General features: G+C 66.1%; 23 protein-coding genes, 1 tRNA gene and 2 riboswitches. Of the genes, 8 read left to right on the forward strand and 16 right to left on the reverse strand.

All coding sequences use genetic code 11. From position 1 onward, the window contains the following. Positions 1–30: 30 nt before the first annotated feature. On the reverse strand, positions 31–861 hold the full coding sequence (locus tag ARTSIC4J27_RS16160; protein ID WP_050056231.1) for an inositol monophosphatase family protein: 831 nt from the start codon (positions 859–861) through the stop codon (positions 31–33). Between the two features lie 32 nt (positions 862–893). On the opposite strand from ARTSIC4J27_RS16160, the gene ARTSIC4J27_RS16165 reads away from it, so the two are divergent. Next, positions 894–1,529 (forward strand): hypothetical protein, encoded by a 636-nt coding sequence (locus ARTSIC4J27_RS16165; RefSeq protein ID WP_050056232.1) that lies wholly within the window; start codon positions 894–896, stop codon positions 1,527–1,529. Here the strand turns inward: ARTSIC4J27_RS16165 and ARTSIC4J27_RS16170 are convergent. Further along, the gene (locus ARTSIC4J27_RS16170) at positions 1,526–2,296 is read right to left on the reverse strand and encodes a DUF998 domain-containing protein (protein ID WP_050056233.1); all 771 of its coding nucleotides are present in this window, start codon (positions 2,294–2,296) and stop codon (positions 1,526–1,528) included. The two genes, ARTSIC4J27_RS16165 and ARTSIC4J27_RS16170, sit on opposite strands and share 4 nt — an antisense overlap. Positions 2,297–2,379: 83 nt before the next feature. Between ARTSIC4J27_RS16170 and ARTSIC4J27_RS16175 the strand changes: the two genes are divergently transcribed. The 3 genes from ARTSIC4J27_RS16175 (at position 2,380) to ARTSIC4J27_RS16185 (ending at position 3,346) form a co-directional block, all read left to right on the forward strand. Next, positions 2,380–2,452, forward strand: a tRNA-Arg gene (locus ARTSIC4J27_RS16175). A 1-nt stretch (position 2,453) separates the two neighbouring features. Then, entirely contained in the window at positions 2,454–2,933 is a 480-nt protein-coding gene (locus ARTSIC4J27_RS16180) for a DUF6314 family protein (protein ID WP_200900846.1), read from the forward strand. Beyond that, the gene (locus tag ARTSIC4J27_RS16185; protein WP_050056234.1) at positions 2,930–3,346 is read left to right on the forward strand and encodes an NUDIX hydrolase; all 417 of its coding nucleotides are present in this window, start codon (positions 2,930–2,932) and stop codon (positions 3,344–3,346) included. Before ARTSIC4J27_RS16180 ends, ARTSIC4J27_RS16185 begins: the two co-directional genes overlap by 4 nt. Positions 3,347–3,407: 61 nt before the next feature. On the opposite strand, the gene ARTSIC4J27_RS16190 is transcribed toward ARTSIC4J27_RS16185, so the two are convergent. Both ARTSIC4J27_RS16190 and ARTSIC4J27_RS16195 read right to left on the reverse strand, forming a co-directional pair. Continuing rightward, positions 3,408–5,321 carry an ABC transporter ATP-binding protein gene (locus ARTSIC4J27_RS16190; RefSeq protein WP_050056235.1) on the reverse strand — a complete coding sequence of 638 codons (1,914 nt, stop codon included), beginning with the start codon at positions 5,319–5,321 and terminating at the stop codon, positions 3,408–3,410. Beyond that, positions 5,318–6,961, reverse strand: a complete 1,644-nt coding sequence (locus ARTSIC4J27_RS16195) for an ABC-F family ATP-binding cassette domain-containing protein (RefSeq protein WP_050056236.1) — start codon at positions 6,959–6,961, stop codon at positions 5,318–5,320. The genes ARTSIC4J27_RS16190 and ARTSIC4J27_RS16195 overlap by 4 nt, the downstream gene beginning before the upstream one ends. 244 nt (positions 6,962–7,205) lie before the next feature. On the opposite strand from ARTSIC4J27_RS16195, the gene ARTSIC4J27_RS16200 reads away from it, so the two are divergent. Further along, positions 7,206–7,943, forward strand: a complete 738-nt coding sequence (locus tag ARTSIC4J27_RS16200) for a hypothetical protein (protein WP_050056237.1) — start codon at positions 7,206–7,208, stop codon at positions 7,941–7,943. After that, entirely contained in the window at positions 7,940–8,677 is a 738-nt protein-coding gene (locus ARTSIC4J27_RS16205) for a hypothetical protein (RefSeq protein WP_050056238.1), read from the forward strand. Before ARTSIC4J27_RS16200 ends, ARTSIC4J27_RS16205 begins: the two co-directional genes overlap by 4 nt. A gap of 237 nt (positions 8,678–8,914) precedes the next feature. On the opposite strand, the gene ARTSIC4J27_RS16210 is transcribed toward ARTSIC4J27_RS16205, so the two are convergent. From ARTSIC4J27_RS16210 to ARTSIC4J27_RS16255, 10 genes are all read right to left on the reverse strand, one after another. Next, on the reverse strand, positions 8,915–11,944 hold the full coding sequence (locus tag ARTSIC4J27_RS16210) for an alpha-mannosidase (RefSeq protein WP_050056239.1): 3,030 nt from the start codon (positions 11,942–11,944) through the stop codon (positions 8,915–8,917). Positions 11,945–12,092: 148 nt separating this feature from the next. Further along, a complete protein-coding gene (gene fdhD, locus ARTSIC4J27_RS16215) occupies positions 12,093–12,977 on the reverse strand; it encodes a formate dehydrogenase accessory sulfurtransferase FdhD (protein WP_050056240.1) in 885 nt (294 codons plus the stop codon). Between the two features lie 82 nt (positions 12,978–13,059). Next, on the reverse strand, positions 13,060–14,439 hold the full coding sequence (locus ARTSIC4J27_RS16220; RefSeq protein WP_050056241.1) for a molybdopterin molybdotransferase MoeA: 1,380 nt from the start codon (positions 14,437–14,439) through the stop codon (positions 13,060–13,062). Next, positions 14,436–14,729, reverse strand: a complete 294-nt coding sequence (locus ARTSIC4J27_RS22960; protein WP_050056242.1) for a DUF6457 domain-containing protein — start codon at positions 14,727–14,729, stop codon at positions 14,436–14,438. Before ARTSIC4J27_RS22960 ends, ARTSIC4J27_RS16220 begins: the two co-directional genes overlap by 4 nt. Before the next feature lie 15 nt (positions 14,730–14,744). Then, entirely contained in the window at positions 14,745–15,392 is a 648-nt protein-coding gene (mobA, locus tag ARTSIC4J27_RS16230; RefSeq protein WP_235436730.1) for a molybdenum cofactor guanylyltransferase, read from the reverse strand. Positions 15,393–15,433: 41 nt separating this feature from the next. Next, positions 15,434–15,934, reverse strand: a complete 501-nt coding sequence (locus tag ARTSIC4J27_RS16235; protein ID WP_050056243.1) for an HNH endonuclease — start codon at positions 15,932–15,934, stop codon at positions 15,434–15,436. Positions 15,935–16,183: 249 nt separating this feature from the next. After that, a complete protein-coding gene (locus tag ARTSIC4J27_RS16240; RefSeq protein ID WP_050056244.1) occupies positions 16,184–16,948 on the reverse strand; it encodes an NlpC/P60 family protein in 765 nt (254 codons plus the stop codon). A 161-nt stretch (positions 16,949–17,109) separates the two neighbouring features. Beyond that, a complete protein-coding gene (locus ARTSIC4J27_RS16245) occupies positions 17,110–17,799 on the reverse strand; it encodes a C40 family peptidase (RefSeq protein ID WP_050056245.1) in 690 nt (229 codons plus the stop codon). Between the two features lie 70 nt (positions 17,800–17,869). Then, positions 17,870–18,032: riboswitch (cyclic di-AMP (ydaO/yuaA leader) on the reverse strand. A gap of 147 nt (positions 18,033–18,179) precedes the next feature. Then, entirely contained in the window at positions 18,180–19,001 is an 822-nt protein-coding gene (locus tag ARTSIC4J27_RS16250) for a M23 family metallopeptidase (RefSeq protein WP_050056246.1), read from the reverse strand. 12 nt (positions 19,002–19,013) lie between these two features. After that, positions 19,014–19,243, reverse strand: a riboswitch (cyclic di-AMP (ydaO/yuaA leader). 114 nt (positions 19,244–19,357) lie between these two features. Beyond that, positions 19,358–20,065, reverse strand: coding sequence for a metal-dependent transcriptional regulator (locus ARTSIC4J27_RS16255; RefSeq protein ID WP_050056247.1), 708 nt, complete (start codon positions 20,063–20,065; stop codon positions 19,358–19,360). A 277-nt stretch (positions 20,066–20,342) separates the two neighbouring features. Between ARTSIC4J27_RS16255 and serC the strand changes: the two genes are divergently transcribed. Beyond that, the gene (gene serC / locus ARTSIC4J27_RS16260) at positions 20,343–21,473 is read left to right on the forward strand and encodes a phosphoserine transaminase (RefSeq protein ID WP_050056248.1); all 1,131 of its coding nucleotides are present in this window, start codon (positions 20,343–20,345) and stop codon (positions 21,471–21,473) included. A 75-nt stretch (positions 21,474–21,548) separates the two neighbouring features. On the opposite strand, the gene ARTSIC4J27_RS16265 is transcribed toward serC, so the two are convergent. Together ARTSIC4J27_RS16265 and ARTSIC4J27_RS16270 are read right to left on the reverse strand one after the other, a co-directional pair. Beyond that, the gene (locus ARTSIC4J27_RS16265; RefSeq protein ID WP_050056249.1) at positions 21,549–22,223 is read right to left on the reverse strand and encodes a DUF3027 domain-containing protein; all 675 of its coding nucleotides are present in this window, start codon (positions 22,221–22,223) and stop codon (positions 21,549–21,551) included. Between the two features lie 6 nt (positions 22,224–22,229). Continuing rightward, the gene (locus ARTSIC4J27_RS16270; RefSeq protein ID WP_050056250.1) at positions 22,230–22,613 is read right to left on the reverse strand and encodes a cold-shock protein; all 384 of its coding nucleotides are present in this window, start codon (positions 22,611–22,613) and stop codon (positions 22,230–22,232) included. A gap of 229 nt (positions 22,614–22,842) precedes the next feature. Here ARTSIC4J27_RS16270 and ARTSIC4J27_RS16275 point away from each other — a divergent pair, with 229 nt between their 5' ends. Next, the gene (locus tag ARTSIC4J27_RS16275) at positions 22,843–23,076 is read left to right on the forward strand and encodes a hypothetical protein (protein WP_050056251.1); all 234 of its coding nucleotides are present in this window, start codon (positions 22,843–22,845) and stop codon (positions 23,074–23,076) included. Positions 23,077–23,078 lie beyond the last annotated feature (2 nt).

Raw genomic sequence — 23,078 nt, forward strand, 5'->3', positions numbered from 1 at the left:
ACGTTATCCACAGGGGGACCGGGAAAAAGGCTATGCCACCGAGCCCGACTCCAGGGCGGCACGCAACTCCCGTACCGCCGTCGTTCCGCCGGCCAAGAACCACTCCAGGCCGTTCACGCGGACGGTGTCCACCGCACCGCCGGCGGCCCGGACGATCGCTTTGCCCGGGAGCCAGTCCCACTCCGGGCAGCTGTGCTGGAACCAGCATCCCAGCGCCCCGTCTGCCACACGGCCCAGGTCGCAGGAACCCGAACCGAGCATGCGCAGCGCGGCGGCGGACGTGGCGGCAGCGTGCCAGGGCATGGCACACAGCGGATCCATCAGCCAGCTCGGGTGGATGTATGTTGCGGCCCCCAGCTCCGCCACGGCGGTGCTGTTGCGCGCACCCCGGTCGTTGTGGAACACCCTGAGGGTTTCGCCGTTCAGCGTGGCCGGGCGTGCCCTGCCACCAAGCCAAAGCTTGTCCTCCTCCGGCTGGAAGATGGCTCCGAGCAGCACGTCCGAGGAATCCTTCAGGGCGATTGCCGAGCACCAATAGGTTGAGCCATGGAGGAAATTGTAGGTGCCGTCCACCGGATCAATCACCCAGGTCCGGCCGCTGGTCCCCTGGACCGACGCGCCTTCCTCGCCCAGAATGCCGTCGTCCGGCCGGCAACGCCGCAGCTGCTCCAGCACGTAGGCCTCGGCCGCGTGGTCGGCAGCTGTCACAACATCTGACACTGACGTCTTCTGTTCGGACTGCAGGCCCGCCATCCGCATCAGCAACGCCAGCTGCCCGGCTTCGCGGACCAGGGCCGCCGCCAGGTCGTAGTCGTCCAGGGAGGGGTCAAGTTCAACAGCACTGTGCCGGCCAATGGTCATGGCTTCAGTTTATGGGGCGGGATAATGGTGCCATGGCCAAAACCCCTGCCCAGCGGATCAAGAAGCACGGCGCCAAGGCGGCTGTACCGCAGCACCACCTTCCGCCCGTGGTGAATCCCACCACCAGCCGCACCCCGCAGAAGGCGGAGAACAACGGCACCCTGATCCTGATCGCCGGCGTGGTGGCCAGCCTGTTCCTGTTCTGGTACCTGCACCTGCTCACCCTGGACCAGCTGCGGCAGCTCACCGCGGGCAGCCTGGCTATGCCGGACTCGCTCATCGGCGGCTTCGATCCCGCGTACATCAGCCAGCTGCAGGCGGAGATGGATACGGATGCCCGCGGCCAGCTCAACTACGTCCACAAAACGGCCGGCACCCTGTTCCCGCTGATCTTCGGGTTCACCTGGCTGCTGTTGATCGGGACAAGCGTTGCCAGGAAGGCATTGCGCTGGGCGCTGTGGGCGCTTCCGCTGCTTTTTGTTGTGGTCCGGCTCTGGGCCAACGTGGCCATCGACGGCGTGCTGGCGTCAGGAAACCCCGACGCCGGCCAGGTGGCCCTCGCGTCCGGCCTCACCGTAGCCGGCTGGGTCCTGCTGGTCCTGAGCCTCCTCGCCGGCGCAGCCGCCGTGCTCCTCAGGACGCGGAAGCCCAAAGCAACCGAAGCCTAGAGCGGCCCCGACCCCAGCGCGGCTGCGGCGCGGACCTGTTTCCGGTGCCGGTGCACGCGCTGGGCGATGACCAGACCGGCCGCGGCCATGCCCACGGTGACCGGGTAGCCCATAAGCCGTTCCAGCGTGCCAGGTTCCGGCACAACCATCCGGGTCAGCCCGCCGGTTACCAAGGCTGCCAGCGAAACAGCACCGCAGGCCAGGATGAACCACGCCATGGCGGTTTTCCGCAGCCAGAGGAACCCCAGGACCAGCAGTGCCGCCGCCCCGGCGATGAAGTACATCAGGGCACCGGTGTAGTGCCAGCCGGACCCGGCGTCCTCCGGTACGAGCCCCACGATGACAGTCCCGGCCCCGGCGGTTCCGGTCAGCAGGCGCACCCAGGCAGCCGCGAGCCACGGTCGCCGCCGCCCCGCCTGCACCCGGGCCCCGGCCAAGGCGGCCACGCACAACAAGCCCGAACTCAGCAGGATCGCGCCCAAAAGCATCCCGAGTCCCTGGACCACAAAGGAGGCGTTCATCAGCCAGTTGAGCGGCGAACACACCGCGCGGCCGTCAAAGACACCGCAGTGCAAGGCACCAAGGTCACTGATGTAACCCGTGCGCAGGTCGTAGGGCTGCGGGCCTGCCCAGGCCAGGATCACGGCAGCCTCCGCCGCGAAATACTGCAGCACGCTGAGCACCGACCACGCCCCGATGTACTGCCGCGTGGAGGTGGTGTCCGGAATAACGGCAGCGGCTGACGATGTGGACGGCGCTGAACTCATGCCTTGAGCGTAGTACGGCTCCGCACCTTGTATGCTTGTATCCGTGTCCAGCCCGGCCGGCCCTGCCGATCCAACGGACGCGCGCCCTCGTAGCTCAGTGGATAGAGCACGGCTCTCCTAAAGCCGGTGTCGTTGGTTCGATTCCAATCGAGGGCACTTGAACGTTCCTCCCCCGGAGTTCGAACTCCGCACCTACCTGCTGGGGCCGGGTACTGCCCGGAAACCAGGCCTGTGGACCGTCCAGCGTGACTTGCTGGACCGCGCCACCGGCACCCGCGGAACCTTCGCCGGCGTCGTCCATTTTGTTCCCGGGGACGACGGCGGCCTGACCCTTCGTGAGGAAGGCACCATGCGCTGGCCTGCTTTTACCGGCCCGGCCACCCGCGAATACGTGCTGAAATCCACGGCCCGCCCTGACACGCTGGACGTCTTCTTCCCGGACGCCCGCCCCTTCCACAGCATGAGTTTCACGCCGGCGGCGAACCTGGATCAACACTGGTGCGATCCCGACACCTACCGCGTTGCCTACACTTTCGGGGATGCCAACAGCTTCAGCTACAGCTGGGACGTCACCGGCCCGCGGAAGGACCTCCTGCTGACATCACGGCTCCTCCGGCGGCACGGGCGGGAAGAATGAAGAACCGCATCGTGGTCTCGGCCGTCTGCGTCTTTGACAACGCCGGCCGGCTCCTGACTGTCAGGAAACGCGGGACCGCCATGTTTATGCACCCCGGCGGCAAACCCGAGGCCGGCGAAAGCGCCGTCCAGGCCGCTGCCCGGGAGCTGGCTGAGGAGGTGGGCATCATCCTTGATCCCGGCGAACTTCAGCTGATGGGCGTTTGGATCGCCGAAGCCGCCAATGAGGCAGCGACGGATATCGAGGCGACCGTGTTTATGGCTCCGGGCACGTGGGACGCCCACCCCTCCGCCGAGATCGCGGAGATCCGGTGGCTGGACCTGGCTGCCCTGGACGGCGGCGCTGAGCTGCCCGGCGACCTTGCCCCGCTGCTGACGGACCATATCCTGCCCGAACTGGCCCGCCTGGCCTGAATGCGCGCCAGGCCCGAGGCCGCAGGCCTGACGGTCCGGTGCTGAAAAAGCCGCGGGAAAACTAAAACTCCGGAACTGCTTCCTGCACCACTGCGGTGGCTTCGGCGAACTGCGTCCGGTAGAGCTCGGCATACCGGCCTTCGGCGGCCAGCAGTTCGGTGTGCGTGCCGCGCTCCACAATCCGGCCGTCTTCCACCACCAGGATCGCGTCGGCTGCACGGATGGTGGACAGCCTGTGGGCGATGACGACGGCGGTGCGCCCCTCGAGCGCCGCGCCCAGGGCCGCCTGCACGGCCGCCTCATTGGTGGAGTCCAGCGCAGCGGTCGCCTCGTCCAGGATGACAACGCGGGGCTGGGCGATGAGAAGCCGTGCGATGGTCAGCCGCTGCCGTTCCCCGCCGGAGAGCCGGTAGCCTCGTTCACCCACCATCGTGTCCAGCCCGTCAGGCAGTGACCGGATCATCGTTTCGAGCCGGGCCTGCCGGATGACCTCCCACATGTCCTCCTCGGTGGCGCCGGGCTTGGCCAGCCGGAGGTTGGAGGCAATGGTTTCGTGGAAGAGGTGTCCGTCCTGCGTCACCATGCCCAAGGTATCCCGGAGGGAATCGAAGGTGGCGTCGCGGACATCAAGGCCGGCGCCCGCCGTGGTTCCCCCCAGGCGCACGGCGCCGGAATCGACGTCGTAAAGCCGGGCAAGCAATTGGGCAATGGTGGATTTTCCGGCGCCGGAAGAGCCCACCAGCGCCACCGTCTGCCCCGGCTCAACCCGGAAGCTGATGCCATGCAGCACCTCTTCGCCGCCGCGGGTGTCCAGCGTGGACACCTCCTCCAGCGAGGCAAGCGACACCTTGTCCGCCGAAGGGTAGGCAAAGCGGACGTCGTCGAACTCCACGGAGACCGGGCCCGGCGGAACCGGCACAGCGTCCGGCTTCTGCTGGATCAGCGGCTTGAGGTCCAGGATTTCAAAAACCCGTTCAAAACTGACCAGGGCACTCATGATTTCCACCCGGGCGTTGGACAGGGCCGTCAGCGGAGCATAGAGCCGGGTGAGCAGCAGTGCCAGCACCACCACGTCGCCGGCCGCCAGCTGCCCGGTAATGGCAAACCAGCCGCCCAGTCCGTACACCAGGGCCAGGGCGAGCGCGGAGACCAGCGTCAGGGCTGTCACGAAGGTGAACTGCAGCATGGCGGTGCGGACGCCGATATCCCGGACGCGGCCGGCGCGGACGGCAAATTCGCGGGACTCCTCGTCGGGCCGGCCGAAGAGCTTCACCAGCGTGGCGCCCGGGGCGGAGAACCGTTCGGTCATCTGCGTGCCCATGGCGGCGTTGTGTTCGGCGGCTTCGCGGCGCAGGTCAGCCAGCTTTGAGCCCATCCGCCGCGCAGGGATGAGGAACACCGGCAGCAGGATCATGGCCAGGACGGTTACCTGCCAGGAAGTCCCCAGCATCACCACGAGCGTGAGGATCAGCGCCACCACATTGCTGACAACCCCGGAGAGGGTGCCGGCGAAAGCGGACTGCGCGCCGATGACATCGTTGTTCAGCCTGCTGACCAGGGCGCCCGTGCGGGTCCGGGTGAAGAACGCGATAGGCATTTTCTGCACATGGTCGAAGACCTTGGTGCGCAGGTCCACGATGACGCCTTCGCCGATAGTGGAGGACAGCCAGCGGCTCACCAGCCCCAGGCCTGCTTCGGCAACAGCGACGACGGCGATCAGCACCGCGAGGCGCGCCACTTCCTCCACGCCGGCCTTGGCAACGATCGCGTCCACCACCTGCCCTGCCAGGACAGGGGTTGCCACCGCCAGGAACGCCATCACGATGGAGAACGCCACAAAGGCCAGCAGCCTGCCGCGGTGCGGCCGCGCAAAGCCCAGGACGCGCTTCAGCGTGGCCCTGGAGAAGGGTTGGGAACCGCTTTTGGCCCGGGTGATTTTGTACAGGGAGTTCCAGGCCACCCCTTCCATGCTCATTGCTGCTGCTCCTCTACCTTTCCGTTCTCGACATTCCAACGTACATCCAGCCGCACGTTTTCGAGCAGCCGCCGGTCGTGCGTGACCAGCAGCAGGGCGCCCTCGTAGCTTTCCAGCGCTTCCTCGAGCTGCTCGATGGCCGGCAGGTCGAGGTGGTTGGTTGGCTCGTCCAGGACAAGGAGATTCACCCCGCGCGCCTGCAGCAGGGCCAGGGCGGCCCGGGTGCGTTCGCCCGGGGACAGCGAATCAATGGTCCTGGCTGTGTGGTCCGCCTTGAGGCCGAACTTGGCCAGCAGCGTCCGAACCTCCGCAGGGGTCAGGTCCACCAGGACCGTTTCCACCGCATCCGCCAGCGCAAGATGGCCGGCCAGGAGTCCGCGCGCCTGGTCGATTTCCCCGATGGCAACCGAGGCACCCATCGCAGCACTGCCGGACTCCGGCTCGATGCTGCCCAGCAAGAGGCGGAGCAGGGTGGACTTGCCGGCCCCGTTAGGGCCTGTGATGCCGATGCGCTCCCCTGCGTTGAGCTGGAGGTTCACCGGGCCCAGGGTGAAACTGCCCTGCCGCACCACTGCGTCCCGCAGGGTGGCCACCACGGAGCTGGAGCGTGGGGCCTGGCCGATGGAGAACTGGAGCTGCCATTCCTTGCGGGGTTCTTCCACCACATCCAGCCGGGCAATCCGCGATTCCATCTGCCGGACCTTCTGGGCCTGCTTCTCGGAAGACTCGGTGCTGGCTGCCCGGCGGATCTTGTCGTTGTCCGGGTTTTTCTTCATGGCGTTCCGTACGCCCTGCGAACTCCATTCGCGCTGGGTCCTTGCCCGTGACACCAGGTCCGCCTTGGTGGCGGCAAACTCTTCGAATTTCTCGCGCGCATGCCGCCGGGCAACGGCGCGTTCCTCCAGGAAGGCGTCGTAGCCGCCGTCGTAAACTGCCACCGAATTCTGCGCCAGGTCCAGCTCCACCACGGTGGTGACGCAGCGGGCCAGGAACTCCCGGTCGTGGCTGACCAGCACAACGCCGCCGCGCAGGCCGCGGACAAAATCCTCCAGCTTCGCCAGGCCGGCCAGGTCCAGGTCATTCGTGGGTTCGTCCAGGAGCACCACGTCGAACCGGCTGAGCAGCAGGGCCGCCAACGCCACCCGGGCGGCCTGTCCGCCGGACAGGCCGGTCATCACGGCATCCGCACCTGTTTCAAGGCCCAGCTCGGCCAGGACGGCAGGAATACGTTCGTCAAGGTCCGCGGCACCTGAGGCCATCCAGCGGTCGAATGCCCGGGAGTAGGCGTCATCGGCCCCGGGAGCGCCGGAACCCAGGGCCTCGGCGGTGGCTTCCATCTCGGCGGTCGCCTCGGCGCAACCGGTCCGCCGGGCTATGTAGCCGCCTACGGTTTCACCCGGAACGCGCTCGTGTTCCTGCGGAAGCCAGCCCACGAAGGCATCTGCCGGGGCGAGGCTGACGGTTCCGTCCTGCGGTTGGTCGACGCCGGCCAGGAGCCGCAGCAGGGTGGATTTGCCGGCACCGTTGGCACCCACAACGCCCACCACGTCGCCGGGTGCAACGGTCAGGGAGAGCCGGGAGAAGAGCTGCCGGTGGTCGTGACCGCCGGAAACGTCCTTGGCAACAAGGGTCGCAGTCATTGATCCATCCTTTCACCGGAGCGTCAGCAGCCGGCATCGGTCCGGCGCGCGGTTGCCCCGCTGTTTGGCGAAAGGGAGGGCGCCCGGATCGGCGGACATAAAAGAACCCGCTGGTCCGGACTTGGGGGGTGTACGGACCAACGGGCTCGACCATCAAGCATAGTCGAAACTGGAGCGCGGGTAAAACCGGCGGGATTCCGGCAGGCTAAAATCGACAGATCATCCGTTCTGCAGAGAGCCCTCCATGACCCTCCCCGCCAAGGCGTTCCAGCGCTGGCTGCACGGTGTTGCGCCGGAGGCCAGCACGGCCGACGTCTGCAGGGTCTCCGGGATCAAGCGCACCACCCTGGCCCAGCAGCTGGTCCGTGGGAAAGTATCTGTCACCACAGTTGTCAGCATCAGCCGTGCCTACGGCATCAACCCGGTGTCGGCGCTGGCCGATTTCGATGCTTACCGGGAGCTGGCCGATCCCCAGCCGCCGCCCACGCGCTTCGAACTGGTCAGCCAGATCTCCACTGCGGACCTGCTGCAGGCGATGCTGACGCGCCCGGCGATGGACCCCAGGCGGAAAGCCGGGGCTGAACCGCCTGACCTGTCACCGGCGCCGCATGCCACCTCGGTGAAAAACTGGGTTGACGCGATTGACGACGGCGAGGTGCGGCACCGCGTATCTGCCGCCACTGGCATCGCCCCACAGAATTATTCAGCCCAGCTGACAGCCAACCGACTGACAGCCGAGCTGGCGGTGGCCACGGCCCGGGCGGCCGGTGTTGCCTTGACCAGCGGCCTGGTGGCCACCGGACTCGTCACAGAAGATGAGGCCGGCTGGGCCCCTGGCGCCCGCCACGCAGCATTGGACAGCCTGTCCGACGGGGACCTCGCGGTCCTGGCCGGTGACCGGCTGCAGGCTTTGGGCAAGGTATTGCGGCGCCAGGAGCAGGACCAGGCGCAAACGGAAAAGATCTGGGAGAACCTGGGATGATCGACATACTTCAGTGGTCAACGCTGGCCATTTGCGCCCTTATCGCTGCGGCCCGGGTGCCCAGTGCGCTTCGCGGTGAGAACCGGTCGCTCTTCTATATCTTCGCCCTAATGACCGCCGCGATCCTGTTGAGTATCGAGGCACCCTACGTTGCCGTGGACAAGGCCCTGGGCGGCATTAACCTCGCCAACCTGCTCCTGCGTTTCATCATCTTCGGGGCGATCTACTTCGTGGGCATCCGGGTAACCCGCGGCTTCGGTGCGGACTACGCCTACCGGCTCATCACCGGCAGAACGGGAATGATCGTCCTGCTGGTTATCTCGCTGATCATGACAGGCCTGTTCTTTTTGATGGATACCGCAGGATCATCAGCAGGGTTGTCGGCAACCTCAGGCAAGAGTGAACGCAATTCGGTCCTGGTGGAGTACTACGGAGCTGCCGGCCGCGCCTACCCCTCGTACGTATCCCTCGTCCTGCTGCCTGCCATGGTGCGTGCCGTGGGCAGCCGGCTGCCCGTGCTGGTGCGGCTCGCCGCCGGGCTCCTGGCGGTCGGCGGGGTGGCCATCGCCCTGACCCTGCTGTTCCCTGTGGTGCCCCCGGAATTCGGCGCTATTGAATTCATCGTCAACTACACGGCCGTGCTCTGCTTCGTGCTTGGCCTGGCCTTGATTTGGGCTGCCAGGGTGAGAAACAAAAGGGGCGCAGAAGCGCGAAGGACATCTACCGAAAAGTAACCTCCCTTACTTTCACATATTCATTAGAATGTGGAATAATCATGGATGTGTGAAGGCGGGAGTTGCGGGGCGTTTACGAACGGGGATAATTTCTTGAACGTTGCAGCTCCCGGGGGCCTTTGCACGCTTTGGGGGGATGAGTGGTGGCGGCCGTTGGGGACCGCCCCCACTCAGCCATTTAAGGACGTTTTAGCCCGTTGTCCCGCGTACGGTCGGCTTCTGCCGGCCCAGCGCACGTCACCGGCGGACAAGGCGCAACGTCACTAACTGGAACGGCCGCAGCAGCAGCCCGGCGCCATCGGAACCGGTTTCCACCCCACGGGCCTCGACGGGCCGCTCCAGCAGATCCACGGCACTGGTGGCCCGGATGGGGAAGTTGGCTGTAAGCCTTCCGGCGGAACGCTGGCCCAAGGACTCGTACAGCCGCACGATCACGTCACCGGAGCCGTCCTCCGCAAGCTTCACTGCCTCAATGACAAGAGCCGGGTTGGACACGGAAAACAGTGGCTCCACAGGAGAGCCGCCGCTGACCAGGCGAGGGGCAAGGTTGGTCCGGTAGCCCTCCTGGACAGCGTCGGCGATGTCAGCGCCCGGCCTGATGGTGACTGTCAGTTCGTGCTGCCCGCGGTCCGCGTCCGGGTCCGGGAACTTGGGGGCACGCAGCAGTGACAAGCGCACTGTGGTGGTGGTGCCGCCGTCGGCCTCCCTGATGCTCCTGCCGACATCGTGCCCGTAGGTGGACGAGTTGGAAACCGCCACGCCATAGCCCGGCTCCGCCACGTGGATCCACCGGTGGGCGCAGATTTCGAACTTGGCTGCCTCCCAGGAGGTGTTGGTGTGGGTGGCGCGGAAGACGTGCCCGAACTGAGTCTCGGCGGCGGACCGGTCAGCCCGTACATCCAGGGCAAACCCAAGCTTCAGCAGCTTTTCCCGCTCCTGCCAGTCCACAAAGGTGGTGATGGACAGTGATGGGCTTCCGGCGGCAAGGCTGATCCGCTGGGTGATGGCCGAGGATCCTGCCAGCCGCTCCACTACCACGGCCACTTCATCCCCGCGCTCATCCAGCCCGACGCACTGGGCGCTTGTCAACGGTGTGACGTTCCGCCGGTAGAACTCGTCGATGTCCCAGGCATCCCACTCGTTGGGCGTGTCCCGGTGCAGCTCGAGCAGGTTGCCGCGCTCCCCCGGGGCGATCGCTTCGCGGCCGCTCGCATAGTCCCGCAGTGAGCTGATCAGCCCGTCGGCATCCACCACGGCACGGATGATGCCGTTGTCCAGGACGTAGCCGCCCTCCTGTTCAGCAGCCCGGACGGGCAGCGCCGGCATGGCCGGTTCCCCCGCTCCAAGCGCCTCGACTCCCGCCCGCGGGTGCGGGGCGGCGTTGAGCAGGAAGGTCCGCTCCCCGCTGCCAAGCACGGCTGCGGCTGCCTCGGCGATGAGGGCTTCGAGGGCACCCTCAATGGCCTGGTAATTGCGTCCAGCATCCTGGTGCACCCACGCGATGGAGCTGCCCGGCAGGATGTCATGGAACTGTTGCAGCAGCACCAGCCGCCACAACCGCTTGAGCTCGGCGGCCGGATAAGCGAACGAGTCCGTGCGGACAGCGGCGGTGGCACACCACAATTCCGCCTCGCGGAGGAGGTGCTCGCTGCGCCGGTTGCCCTTCTTTGTCAGGGCCTGGCTGGTGTACGTGCCGCGGTGCAGTTCGAGGTACATCTCGCCCACCCAGACCGGCAGGGATTGATACTCCGCCTCCGCCTGCTCGAAAAAGCTCTTCGCGGATCCGATCCGCACTTTCGGCGAGCCCTCCAGGTCCGCCGTCCTGGCAGCGGCGGCAAGCATTTCCCTGGTAGGCCCGCCGCCGCCGTCACCATAGCCGAACGGCACCAGCGAGACCGTGCCGCGGCCGTGGTCGCGGTAGTTGCGCTCGGCATGGGCCAGTTCGCGCCCGCTGAGCTGGGAATTGTAGGTGTCCACCGGCGGGAAGTGCGTGAAGAGCCGGGTGCCGTCGATACCTTCCCAGTTGAAGGTGTGATGGGGCATCCTGTTGGTCTGGTTCCACGAGATCTTCTGCGTGAGGAACCACCTGCTGCCGGCGGCTTTGACGATCTGCGGCAGGGCTGCGGAGTACCCAAAGGAGTCCGGCAGCCAGGCTTCCTGGCAGTCCACCCCGAATTCGGCCAGGAAGAAGCTCTTGCCCTCGACAAACTGCCGGGCCATGGCCTCCCCGCCGGGCATGTTGGTATCGGATTCCACCCACATGCCGCCGACCGGGACGAATTGGCCGGCCCGCACCTTTTCCCGGATCCGGCCGAAAAGTTCGGGATAGTACTCCTTGATCCAGGCAAGCTGCTGCGCGGAGGAGCAGGAAAAGACGAAGTCCGGGTATTCATCCATCAGGGCCAGCACGTTCGAGAACGTCCTGGCGCATTTGCGGATGGTCTCCCGGACGGGCCACAACCAGGCGGAGTCGATGTGGGCATGGCCGGTGGCCACCAGCCGGTGCGCAGATGCATACGCCGGCCTCGCCAGCACCTCGGCGAGCGCTTCGCGTCCGGCTGCGGCCGTGCCGGGAACGTCATCGGGGTCCATCAGGTCCATCATCCGCTCGAGGGCACGGAGGATCTCGTGCCGCCGGGGCTGCGCCCAGGGCAGCTCAGCCATCAGGCCGGACAAGGTCCAGATGTCCTGCTGGAGTTCCCACACGGTCTGGTTCAGCTCCGCGATGGCGATGGTTCCCAGGCGGTACTGCGGCGCCGTTCCCGCCGTGGACTTGTCCCCATAGGGGGTGGCTGCGAAGGTCCAGCCCTGGGCGACGTCGGGGTTGGCGGCCGCCTCCACGTAGAAGTCCACCGCCATCCCGCCGCCGAGCAGCTTCAGCGGGATGTACTGGTTGCGGGGCGAGAGCGCTTTGATGATGGTGCCGTCGGCCCGCCAGGCTATCCCTTCGCATTGGAAACCCGGGACTTCGGTGGTGAAGCCGAGGTCCACCACCACTTCAACTGTGGTGTCCGGCGCGGCGCCCCAGAATTCCGGCACCTCGCCTTGAAGGCGGAGCCATTTGGTGCCCCATGGCTTGCCCCACGGTGCACCGTGGTCCTGCGGCTTGAAGTTCTGCCGCATTGCTTCGAGGGCCGGGACCGGCTCGTCGGGAACGTCCCAGCTGCTCAAGGCCAGGGGCAGGCTCCGGCTGTAGACGGCGGGGATGATACGTTCGCGGACGAACCTTTCGAGGCGGACTTCCGTGATCCGGCGGTCGTCATGCAATGGTGGCCCTCTTCAGCGCTGGGGAATGTGGACCTAAAGCGTCCATTCGGTGGATGAAACTACTCACAGGTAGCTTACAAGCCAACATCCAGGCGGGGAACAACCAGGAAGCGGTTTGTGGAAGATCTGCGGGGACGCCCCTGCCGGATCAGGGAAGTGCGCCGGCGGGAACGTGCACAGCCGGCCTGATGATCCGCTGGTCCCCGGTGTAGATGTTGAGGCTTGTTCCCCGGCTGAACCCGGCCAGTGTCATGCCGCTGGCTTCGGCGAGTTCCGCGGCAAGGCTTGAGGGCGCGCTGACGGCAGCCAGCACGGGGATTCCGGCCAGTGCGGCTTTCTGCACCAGCTCGAAGGAGGCCCGGCCTGATACCTGCAGGACGGTCCCGCGCAGCGGGAGCAGACCTTCACGCAGGGCCCAGCCCACTACCTTGTCCACGGCGTTGTGGCGCCCCACATCCTCCCGGAGGCAGAGAAGGTCCGCACCGCCGTCGTTGATCTTGAACAGGCCGGCGGCGTGCACTCCCCCGGTGTCCTCAAAGACCCGTTGGGATTTCCGCAGCAGTCCCGGCAGCGATGCCAGGAGTTCGGCGTCGATGTTCAGGGGATCCTCGTCCAGGTCGTAGCGCGAGGACTTCCGCACCGACTCCACCGAGTCTGTCCCGCAAATGCCGCAGGAGCTGGACGTGTAGATGTGCCGCCCGATGGAGGGAATGGTGACGTCCGGCCGCAACTGGACCTCCACCACGTTGAAGGTCTGCACACCGTTCTCGTCCTCGCCGGCGCAGAAGCGCAGCGACACCAGCTGCTCGGCGCTCCAGATGATGCCTTCCGACACGAGGAACCCGGCCACCAGGTCGAAGTCGTCGCCCGGAGTACGCATGGTCACCGAAAAGGACAGCTGTCCCAGCCGGATCTCCAGCGGCTCCTCCACCGCCAGGACGTCCTCGCGGTGCCGCACCGGAAACTCGAGGGCCTTGGGCGACCCATCGAGGACGTACTTGTGCACCCTGCGGCGCTGGGTCACTCGGCCCATGGGCACCCCTGTGTGTTCATAGGTCCATCATGACAACTGCCGGAGCCGGATACCAGCCGGGACCAGCCTGGTTCGGCGATTGTCAGCCAAGCAGCGCGCTCCAGTCCACCGGGCCGCTGGCTGCCGTTTTGGCGGCCGTCCGCCCGGGCCGGGCCGCGTTCCTCGGTTTCGCCTTTGAACCCGGCGCCGCGGGTGCCGGTATGGGCGGCCCCCAGGGCAGCGCAAAGGCCGGCACCAGTTCCCCGAGCTGGACCCCGTGCGGCGGCACCACCATCACGCCGTCGGCGGAGGCGAGTCCCCGCATCATGCCGGGACCGGTGTGCTGGGCCGGTGAAGCCATGCCGTACAGGAGGCGGAACGGCATCAGGCGTGTACGCCCCGGATCAGGTTCGATGATGCTTCCGCAGGGCACCTCCTGAATGTCCGGGAGCCTGCCGTGGCCCAAGGCCGCGAGCAGCGGCGCCCCCACAGTGGACAGCGCCATCATCGCGGCGAGCGGATTCCCCGGCAGTCCAAGCACAAAGCGTCCGTCGGGCAGCTCGGCGAGGACTGCGGGGTGACCCGGCCGCATCGCGATTCCGTCAATGACCAGCCGGCCACCCAGTTCAGCCACCGCATCGCGTAGGTGGTCCGTGCCGGACCGCCCGGTGCCGCCGGTGGTGATCACGACGTCGGCTGGCAGGTCCGGCGCTCCGGGCGCCTCCGGAACCACGTCTTCGAGCGCGGCAAGCCACTCTTCGTAGGAGTCGCCGATCCGCTGCTGTCCGCCGGCGATTCCGCCCAGCATGGTCACCACAGCCGGCAATTGCGGACCGAAAGTGTCCCGCACCTGGCCGGGAACCGGGATGCCCTCGCCGATCACTTCGGAGCCGGTCAGCAGCAGCCGGACCACGGGTTTGCCCTGGACCGGCAGCTCGTCGTAGCCCGCGAGGGCGGCCAGGGCCAGGTGTGCGGGGTTAAGCTGCGCCCCCGCCTTCACCAGGATGTCCCCTTCCAGGGCTTCCTCCCCGGCTTTCCGGATGTGCTGGCCGGTGCGTGGCTCACCGGGCCGGGCGCTGCCGCCGGTCATCAGGACGGGCAGCCCGTCCTCATCCTTGCCCAAGCCCGCGCTCTCGCTCCGAAGCACGCCTTTTCCACCGGGGGGAATGAGCCCGCCGGTCACAATGGGGCTTGCCTGGTGCGGGGCCAGCCGCGTGCCTGGTTCCACAAGGATCCACGGCCCGGTCCCGTTCACCGCCCAGCCGTCCATGGCCGAGGACGCGTAGTGCGGCATGTCCTGCAGTGCCACAACGTCCTGGTCCAGGATGCGGCCAAGGGCCAGGTGCAGTGGCACCGGCCCGGCGGGAATAGGCGTTGCCGCGTCGAAGGCCGCCTGCCGGGCTTCCTCCCACGTATGGGCTGCGTGCCGGGCCTTCTCCGGCGGGTCTGCTGAGCTCCGTTCTTTCCCGGGTTCTTCAGTCATTCCCCGGGAGCCCCGGCGGCTTCGGCATCGTAATCGGCAGCCAGGGAACGCGCCACGGCCAAGGCATCTTCCATCGGAGAAGCCTCCGTGTTTTTCCCGGAACCCGAAGCAAGGCCGGCGGCGTACCCGGCGATGAAGGTGGTGAGGGGCGCCGCAGGCCGCACTACGGAGTGGGCAGCAACCCCTGCGAGGGCAAGGATGGCATTGACGTCCACCTGGACGTCCTCAAGCTCATAGGCCTGGAGAAGCGACCTGCACCATTCCTCCAGCGTTTCATCCTGGCTTTTCACTCTTTGCCTCCCAATTCAACTGCTGCCGCGCCGGTCCTGGCGCACGTCCGGCTGCCCGGCGTCTACTCCTAATGCGGCGGCATCATCCCAGGTATCCACATCGTCTGTGGTACCGGCGGGGACGGTGACAAGCTGCACGTCAAGACTAGCAAGGAGGGACCGCATGGAACCGTTGATTAGGGCCTCCCGTGAGGCCAGCTCCTGAACGGCCTTTTTTAACCCGTCCGTGCGGTAAAAACCCACCAGCATTTGGGCGGTCCCCTCTTCGGAACACGCCATCACTCCGTCTCCTTTGTTTCCACGTGCGGCAAGGGACTCCGCCAGTACCTGCACGGCGCCGGCCGCCCGGGGCATATCGCAGGCCAGCACAAGGGTGAAGCCGCGTCCGCCGCCTGCCCGTCCCAGTGTTTCCAGCCCGGCAGCCACCGCAGCCGCCGGACCAGCGAACTCCGGCTCCTCGCGGCAGGCGAGGACGCCGGCAGGCAACGGCCCGGGATCCGGACCCACCACTGCTGTGAGGGACGCTGCGGAGCATGCCGCCAGCGAATGCTCCAACAGGGTGGCGCCGGCAACTACCAGCCCTTGCTTGGGTACTCCGTCCAGCCTGGACGACCGCCCGCCGGCAAGGATCAGGGCATCGAAGTCCAAACTGTTCTGCTCCACTCCCCCAGCCTACTGGGGAGCAGAGCAACCGGACCCGCCGGTCAGGCAGCGCGCTCCGGCAGCAGGAACGGATCCCACGCAGGTGTGGGCTTCTCGAGTTCCTTGATCTGCCAGATGGCGCCACGCGGAGGTTCGGGCACGAAGCGCAGCTTCCAGCCCATCTCCGCCGGGGTGTGATCACCCTTCGCGTTGTTGCAGCGAAGGCACGCAGCCACGAGATTCTCCCATGAATCCGCGCCGCCGCGGGACTTGGGGTGGACATGGTCGATGGTGTGGGCGGCTTTTCCGCAGTAGGCGCATTTGTGCCCGTCGCGTCGGAGCACGCCGCGTCTGCTCACAGCCGTTGACTGGTTGTATCTGGGGCGGATGTAGCGGTTCAGGAGAATCACGGACGGGCGGCCCAGTATCTCCTGGGGACCCACTACGGGATCGTCCCCTTCGGCCACGACGCTCGCCTTGTTCGTCAGCACAAGCACCAGCGCCCGGCGGAAAGAAATAACCGCCAGCGGTTCATATCCAGCATTCAGAACGAGAGTGCGCATGCACGTACCTCTTCACGGCCGCACCCGTCAGGGGCACGAGGGCCGGCTGCCCTCGGCATGTCCGGGCTATGGATCGACACCACAAGAGTAAACAAAGAAGTGCGCTATCAGCTAATGCCGGGACCGGACCCGCCGTATCCGCTTCCACGCGAAGCCCCGCCGCGCCCGATTAAACGAAGACAACCCCTGCCGCAAGGCAGGGGTTGTCTTGGCGATCCTGGTCAGCCCGCTATCAGCGGGCCGGAGGTATCAGTTGACGCGGATGAAGACCGGTCCGGAGCCAACGTTGGCACTGAACACAACGGTCTGGTTGCCGTTGTAGCCACCGTGCACCGCCTGGCCGTTTCCGGCGTAGACAGCGATGTGGGCCATGCCGGCCCCACCATCGGCGTAGTAGATCAGGTCGCCGGGCTGCGCTTCGGCGGCGCTCACGGTGCGGCCGAGGGACAGGTAGCCGGCGGGCCAGTCGTGGAAGTTGATTCCGACGGCGGCCAGGGAGTTGGTGACCAGCATGGTGCAGTCCTGCATCACGCCAAGCTGCGCGTAGGCAGCGGAGAGGATGGCGGCACCCTTACCGGATGCGGAAGCTGCCGGGGCGGCGGGAGCTGCGGCCGGAGCCGAAGCGGTCACCTTGGCGGCAAGAACCGGCTGGGCGGCCGGGGCGGCTGCTTCCTGGACCTCGACCTCGGGTTCCGGGGCTTCCACAACGGGAGCCGGAGTGGTGGTCACTGCCGGCTTCTCGAAGGAAATGGCAATGGTGGACGCAGCCGAAATCGGGGCCTCAACCGTTGATTCAACTTCCAGGTTGGAGGCAGGAGCGGAGTCACGCTGGACATTGGTGTCTGCAGCGTTGGCTGCCAGGCCGCTGGTCAGGACCAGGCCGGAAGCGGCAGCGATCACCGCTGCCTGGCGGCCGACGCCGCCGGCGTTGTCGCCAACAGCCTTGGCAATGATGGCGAACGAATTGGTCTTGGTGACCTCGGCACGATGCCGTGCGGTTGCACGAGTAGTCATCAGTTCTCTCTTTCGTTTTCCCCTGTCACCTCGTAGGCAGACAGGGGGGTTTGGACGTGCCGGCATCTTGGGGGTACGCCGGCACGCCCCGAACGGGGATGTGTGATTTAGCGAAAAGCTTGTGGGCAAAGAAAAAGCCCTTGGACCCGGAGGTCGAAGAACTAGTTCATAGTGAAGAACGCGGAGGAGCCGGTAGCGGCAACCGCGTGCAGCAGCGTTCCCTGGGAGGGGTTCAGGGCGCTGATCATCATGCCGTTGCCGACGTAGATGCCAACGTGCGCGCCGCCGTTCTGCATAACAAGGTCACCCGGCTGCGGGGTGGAAGTCGGCTTCATGGCAGTCCAGGCGTTGGTGCGCGGGATGCTGATGCCGGCCTGCGCGTAGACCCACTGGGTGAAGCCGGAGCAGTCCCAGCCGGTGACGGGGCTGGTGCCGCCCCATACGTACGAACGGCCGATGCCGGTGTAGGCAATGGCAGCAATGCCCGAGGTGGAGGCAGCGGATACGGTTTCGGCCAGCTTCTCCGTGGCGGATGCAGCAGTTCCGGCGGCAGCGGTTCCGGTGGCAGCGGTTCGATCAGCTGAATCCGTGGACTGGGTACGTACGGTCTGCACCTTGGGAGCGGCAGTGGTCTTGACCACAGGGCGCTCAAAGGAGACGGTGGCCGTGGGTGCTGCAGTAACGGCAAGGGCGCTTTGCGCTGACCCGGATTCGGTGGAGGCAGACACCCCGGCGGTGGTGTCTGCGGCGGTGGCAGGCAGGCCCATGCTCAGGATCAGGCCCGAGGCAGCTGCGATAACGGCAGCCTGGCGACCAACTGTCCCGGCATTGGCACTAACAGCCTTGGACACAGTGTCCAGGGGGTTGGTACGAACCGTTTGCGCACGGTGGCGCGCAGAATTATGGCGTGAAGACACGAAGGTAGCCTCTCCCAATGCCTGCGAGGTGAGCTGTCGGATTCGGATGGGAGTCACCCGGCCGCGCTGCTTCCAAGGAAGCTTTGCGACTTAACCCCAAGGCCCTTCCAGTTGGAAAGGCCAAAATTGGTTCCCCCGCCCCTGCCAGACGATGTCATGCGAACGGACCTTGAGCGGTGGCAGAGCTAGGCAATCCGCACAAGAGCGTCAACTTCGGAAAAGTTGACGCGAGTTAGACGGTACAGCAGTTTTGAGTGAATGTCACATTCAGATCACGACGAGTCACGTTCATCTGAGAGTTGACCGTCACTTGACTAGAGCCAGCCAGTGGGGTCAACCACTTCGCCGTTAACCTGCACCTCAAAGTGCAGGTGGCAGCCGGTGGAAGCTCCCGTAGTGCCGCTGAGTGCGACAACTTCGCCGCGGGACACGGTCTGCCCCTCCTTCACGCTGAAGGACGACAGGTGGTTATAGGTGGTTTCCAGGCCGTTTCCGTGGTCGATCACCACGCGGTTCCCGCCGCCGTACTGGTGCCAGCCCACAAAGGTCACGGTTCCGGTAGCAGCTGCCACCACGGACGTGCCGCACTGGGCCACGTAGTCCTGGCCGCGGTGGAAATCGCCGGAGCCCCCTGTGATGGGACTCACGCGGTAGCCGAACGGTGATGCGGTGGACATCACAGCCAGGGGGGCGCCAAGGCTGCCGGCCGAGGCGGCGCGGCTGATGGCGCCTGCAGACTGGGCGCTGAGCAGCTGCTTCAGCTTGCCGTCCGGGTCAGCCTGAGTGACCACGGCGGAGCGGCTGAAGTCGATCTGGGCTCCCGCTTCGGCGGAAACCTGGGGCTGCGGGGTCACGGCGGAAGCAGCAACCGGCGCAATGCCTGCGGCATCGGTGGCCATCACGGGGCTGGTGGCGGGCACTGTCACGGTGAGGACCAGGCCGGTGGCAGCAAGGGCGATGCCGGCTTTTTGGCCGATCCCGCTGGCCGAGGCGAACTCGGTGATCTGGCGGAGGGGTCCGCGGCGACGGCGGGCATCACGGTGGAGGTCGCGGGGGCGCTCCGAGGTGATGACTTCGACAACGCGCGGCGTCGAAGCAGGGCTCGCCGCCCGGCGGCGGCCCCTGGAATTCTGCATGGTCAAGAAGGGTCCTCTCTGGAAAGCCTGCGAAGTTAGCTGTCGGATTCGGGTCAGAGAGTTCAAAGACCCGGTCCGCCGTAAGCAAGCTTCGGCACAGAGATATCCCGGTAAGGATCCTTCGCTGGAAGAGGCTTGCTGCTGACGGACTTCACCCCAAGGCAGTCCCCCGCTGCCGGTTGTGGTTCCCCCGCCTCTGCCAGTTACGACTCGTGCTCCCGATCCGCTGGCAGAGCTCGGCTCCAGATCAGGTAACGCTTTAATATCAACGCTTGGTTCAACTATAGGGGCTTAAGCCCCTTAGTAACAATTCCGTTATCTTTGCCTAAACGGCCCTCTATCGGGTAGCCCGCGCGTTAGACCGCAGGCTGGCTGATCGCGACAAACACGTGCGCGGCCACCTCGGGCGGCAGTTCCAGCGCCCCTTCAATGCCTGGAACCCGCACCGAAATGTAATCGCCCACGCGTTCCAGCGAGACGGCGGCGCCCGGACGGATACCGCCCTCATCGAGCTGGGACAGCAGCTCCGGCTCTACCTGGATGGGCTCGGCGAGCCGGCTCACCGTCACCTGCGATGCGGGCCCGTATGACTTCATTGCTTCGAGGAGGCTGATGGCCCCGTCGGCGAAACCGGGCGACGGCGCGCCCCCAAGGGCTGCCAGACCGGGAATTGGATTCCCGTAGGGAGATTCCGTGGGGTGGTTGAGCATCTCGTAGATCCGCCGCTCCACCCGCTCGCTCATCACATGCTCCCAGCGGCAGGCCTCGTCATGGACATAAGCCCAGTCCAGGCCGATCACGTCGGCGAGCAGCCGCTCGGCCAGGCGGTGCTTGCGCATGACCTCGGTGGCGCGCTTCCGTCCGGTCTCAGTGAGCTCCAGGTGCCGGTCGCCGGAGACAACCACCAGGCCGTCGCGCTCCATCCTTCCGATGGTCTGTGAAACAGTGGGCCCGGAGTGCCGGAGCCGCTCTGCGATGCGCGCACGAAGAGCAACGATGTTCTCTTCCTCAAGCTCCAGAATGGTCCGAAGGTACATTTCCGTAGTGTCGATCAGATCCGTCATCCAGCTCAGCTCCTCGAGCGCAGTACCTTGCGTTGTCCCACCGTATCGCCTTCACTGCGACGTAGTCCGTGGAAAAGCTTAGCCTATTTTGACTTTGTCCGAATAGTTCGGCCCCTGCCGCTCGGGCGTCTCATTAGCTGGACTATGACGGTCCGGTTTCCCGCCGAAACAGCGCTTCAGGCAGAATGAGGAAGGCCCTGGTTGCAGTCACCGCCGACTGCCGGCCGCCAACACCCGTCCGGACAAAAGTTACGTCCACGCCGAAATTGGAGCACCTGTGAGCGAAACCAGCATCACTATTCCCGCCGACCTCCTGCCCAAGGACGGACGGTTCGGCGCCGGGCCTTCCAAAGTCCGGCAGGAGCAGATCGATGCTTTGTCAGCCGCGTCAAAGAACATCCTCGGCACGTCCCACCGCCAGGCGCCGGTCAAGAACCTGGTGGGCTCTGTCCGCGAAGGCCTGAGCCAGTTCTTCCGTGCACCTGAAGGATACGAAGTGGTGCTTGGCGTAGGCGGCTCCACCGCGTTCTGGGATATTGCCAGCTTTGGCCTGGTGGAGAAGAAGGCCCAGCACCTTTCCTTTGGTGAATTCGGCTCCAAGTTCGCCGCAGCCACAAACAAGGCACCGTTCCTTGATGCGTCCTCCATCATCAAGTCCGAGCCGGGCACCCGCCCCTCACCGCAGGCGGAGGCGGGCGTGGACGTCTACGCCTGGCCGCAGAACGAGACCAGCACAGGCGTCGCAGCCCCCGTACAGCGCGTTGCCGGCGCCGACGAAGGCGCGCTGGTCCTCGTGGACGCCACCTCGGCCGCCGGCGGCCTGGACGTCGACGTGGCACAAAGCGACGTGTACTACTTCGCCCCGCAGAAGAACTTTGCGTCCGACGGCGGGCTGTGGCTTGGCCTGTTCTCCCCTGCGGCACTGGAACGGGCAGCCCGGATCAAGGCCGGCGACCGCTGGATCCCCGATTTCCTGGACCTGCAGACCGCCATCGACAACTCACGTCTGAACCAGACCTACAACACCCCGTCACTGTCGACGCTGGTGACGCTGGACGCGCAGGTGCAGTGGCTGAACTCCAACGGCGGCCTGGACTTCGCGTCCAAGCGCACCGCGGATTCTGCCGGCCGCATCTACAGCTGGGCTGACGCCTCGGAGTTCGCCACCCCCTTCGTCACCAACCCGGATGAGCGCTCGAACGTCATCGCCACCATCGACTTCGATGAGTCAGTGGACGCCTCTGTGGTTGCCAAGATCCTGCGCGCCAACGGCGTTGTGGACACCGAACCGTACCGCAAGCTGGGCCGCAACCAGCTGCGTATCGCCACGTTCGTGGCCATCGAGCCTGCGGACGTTTCGGCCCTGCTGGAGAGCATCGACTACGTGGTGGGCGAGCTGCGCAAGTAGGCAGGACGCCTTAACGTACGACGGCGCCGCCCGGGTTCTTCCCGGGCGGCGCCGTTTGTTTGTCTTATTTTGTCTTCAGGAGCGCTCTTGAAGAGCGTCCGGCGAGGTGGTGCCGGCGTCGTCGGCGGCGGACTGTTCCGGCTCTTCGGCGTCGGAGGCACCCGCTTCAGAGGCACCCGCTTCCATGGCACCTGCCTCATCGTCCTGGCCGGCAGGCCGCGCAACCGCATCCTCAGCCGCAGCGGCTTCCGGAGACGCGCTCTCCTGCCCGGCCTCCGCCGTTTCCTGGTCCCGTTCCGGCTCAGCTTCCTGCTCGTCCTCGGGCCGGACCCGCTCCGCCCACGGCACCCATTCCGGGGCCAGGATGGAGTCCTCGGACGGCAGCAGGCCCAGCTCGTTCACGGTTACCACCTTGGAGCGTGAATTCCGGGTCAGTACCGCGAACCATTGCCAGCCGGCGTAGCCGGGCAGCCGGGACTCAAACAGATGCGTCACCAGGCGGTCGCCTTCACTCCTGGCTGCCAGGTGCCGCCCGATATCCGATGCTGCCGTAATGCCCTCGATTGCGCTCCGGGCAGTGTCCACGGCGGCGGCAAGGAAAGCGTCGGGCTTGCCGGTCCGCCATACCGGGACGCCGGCGCGCGGCTTTGCTGCCCGTGCCGGCGGCACCGGGGCGGGCGAGGCGGCGGCGGGCGAAACAGGCTCCTGCGGCTGCACTGCCGGCTCCGGCTGATCAGCTTCCGAAATCATCAGGGCCTAAACGTCCAGCTCGTCGGCAACCTTACGCAGGGCGGCGGCGATGGCCTTGCCCTTGTTGCCTTCCGGGTACTTGCCTTTGGAGAGGGTTCCGGACAGGTTGTCCAGCACGGTCACCAGGTCCTGGACCAACGGGGCGAGGTCCCGTGCGCTGGGCCGTTTTGCCTTGGCGATGGACGGCGTTTTGTCCAGCACGCGCAGCCCCAGGGCCTGGGCACCTTTGCGGCCGTCTGCGACCCCGAATTCAACCCGGGTGCCGGCCTTCAGTTCCGTTACACCTTCGGGCAGCGAGGACTTGGGCAGGAACACTTCCTGGCCGTCTTCGCCCGCAAGGAATCCGAAGCCCTTGTCCTTGTCATACCACTTGACCTTGCCGGTAGGCACGTAATCAACCTTCTTCGTTCTGACGTCTTGAGACACGGCCAGCCCTCACCGCATCCGCATTGTTGTGCGGGTTCAGGGTATGACGGCTGAAGACCGTGTTGGTCTGTATCCCTCAAGGTTATCCTGCCCCATGCCCTAATCCCGCTTTCCACGACTCTTCCCCACCCATCTCCCAGCCTCCCGAGAGCGCATGCCTGCGCTGTCGGGCCGGGCTGTTAGCGTTACGTCCATGACACCCTCGCGTTACCGGCGGCCCCTGACGATCTTCGCCGCGGTTATTGCCGTGCTCTCGCTGGCGGCGGTGGCTGCCGTTATGGCTTTTGCCTTCGCAGGCTCGGTGGCTCCGGCCTGGGTCACCTACACCGCGCTTTACGGGCTGCCGCTGGCGTTCCTCCTGATGCTGTTCCTTGTCCTGGACAGCGTCGCCGGGCGCCGCCGGGCAGGAAAACCGGGCGGGCGGTAACG

The organism is Pseudarthrobacter siccitolerans, from assembly GCF_001046895.1.
Classification (GTDB): domain Bacteria; phylum Actinomycetota; class Actinomycetes; order Actinomycetales; family Micrococcaceae; genus Arthrobacter; species Arthrobacter siccitolerans.

Bases quoted from the DNA above. Each gene is read 5' to 3' on its own strand.
- ARTSIC4J27_RS16160 (WP_050056231.1), bottom strand. From the start codon at position 861: ATGACCATTGGCCGGCACAGTGCTGTTGAACTTGACCCCTCCCTGGAC.
- ARTSIC4J27_RS16165 (WP_050056232.1), top strand. From the start codon at position 894: ATGGCCAAAACCCCTGCCCAGCGGATCAAGAAGCACGGCGCCAAGGCG.
- ARTSIC4J27_RS16170 (WP_050056233.1), bottom strand. From the start codon at position 2,296: ATGAGTTCAGCGCCGTCCACATCGTCAGCCGCTGCCGTTATTCCGGAC.
- ARTSIC4J27_RS16185 (WP_050056234.1), top strand. From the start codon at position 2,930: ATGAAGAACCGCATCGTGGTCTCGGCCGTCTGCGTCTTTGACAACGCC.
- ARTSIC4J27_RS16190 (WP_050056235.1), bottom strand. From the start codon at position 5,321: ATGAGCATGGAAGGGGTGGCCTGGAACTCCCTGTACAAAATCACCCGG.
- ARTSIC4J27_RS16195 (WP_050056236.1), bottom strand. From the start codon at position 6,961: ATGACTGCGACCCTTGTTGCCAAGGACGTTTCCGGCGGTCACGACCAC.
- ARTSIC4J27_RS16200 (WP_050056237.1), top strand. From the start codon at position 7,206: ATGACCCTCCCCGCCAAGGCGTTCCAGCGCTGGCTGCACGGTGTTGCG.
- ARTSIC4J27_RS16205 (WP_050056238.1), top strand. From the start codon at position 7,940: ATGATCGACATACTTCAGTGGTCAACGCTGGCCATTTGCGCCCTTATC.
- fdhD (WP_050056240.1), bottom strand. From the start codon at position 12,977: ATGGGCCGAGTGACCCAGCGCCGCAGGGTGCACAAGTACGTCCTCGAT.
- ARTSIC4J27_RS16220 (WP_050056241.1), bottom strand. From the start codon at position 14,439: ATGACTGAAGAACCCGGGAAAGAACGGAGCTCAGCAGACCCGCCGGAG.
- ARTSIC4J27_RS16235 (WP_050056243.1), bottom strand. From the start codon at position 15,934: ATGCGCACTCTCGTTCTGAATGCTGGATATGAACCGCTGGCGGTTATT.
- ARTSIC4J27_RS16240 (WP_050056244.1), bottom strand. From the start codon at position 16,948: ATGACTACTCGTGCAACCGCACGGCATCGTGCCGAGGTCACCAAGACC.
- ARTSIC4J27_RS16250 (WP_050056246.1), bottom strand. From the start codon at position 19,001: ATGCAGAATTCCAGGGGCCGCCGCCGGGCGGCGAGCCCTGCTTCGACG.
- ARTSIC4J27_RS16255 (WP_050056247.1), bottom strand. From the start codon at position 20,065: ATGACGGATCTGATCGACACTACGGAAATGTACCTTCGGACCATTCTG.
- ARTSIC4J27_RS16265 (WP_050056249.1), bottom strand. From the start codon at position 22,223: ATGATTTCGGAAGCTGATCAGCCGGAGCCGGCAGTGCAGCCGCAGGAG.
- ARTSIC4J27_RS16275 (WP_050056251.1), top strand. From the start codon at position 22,843: ATGACACCCTCGCGTTACCGGCGGCCCCTGACGATCTTCGCCGCGGTT.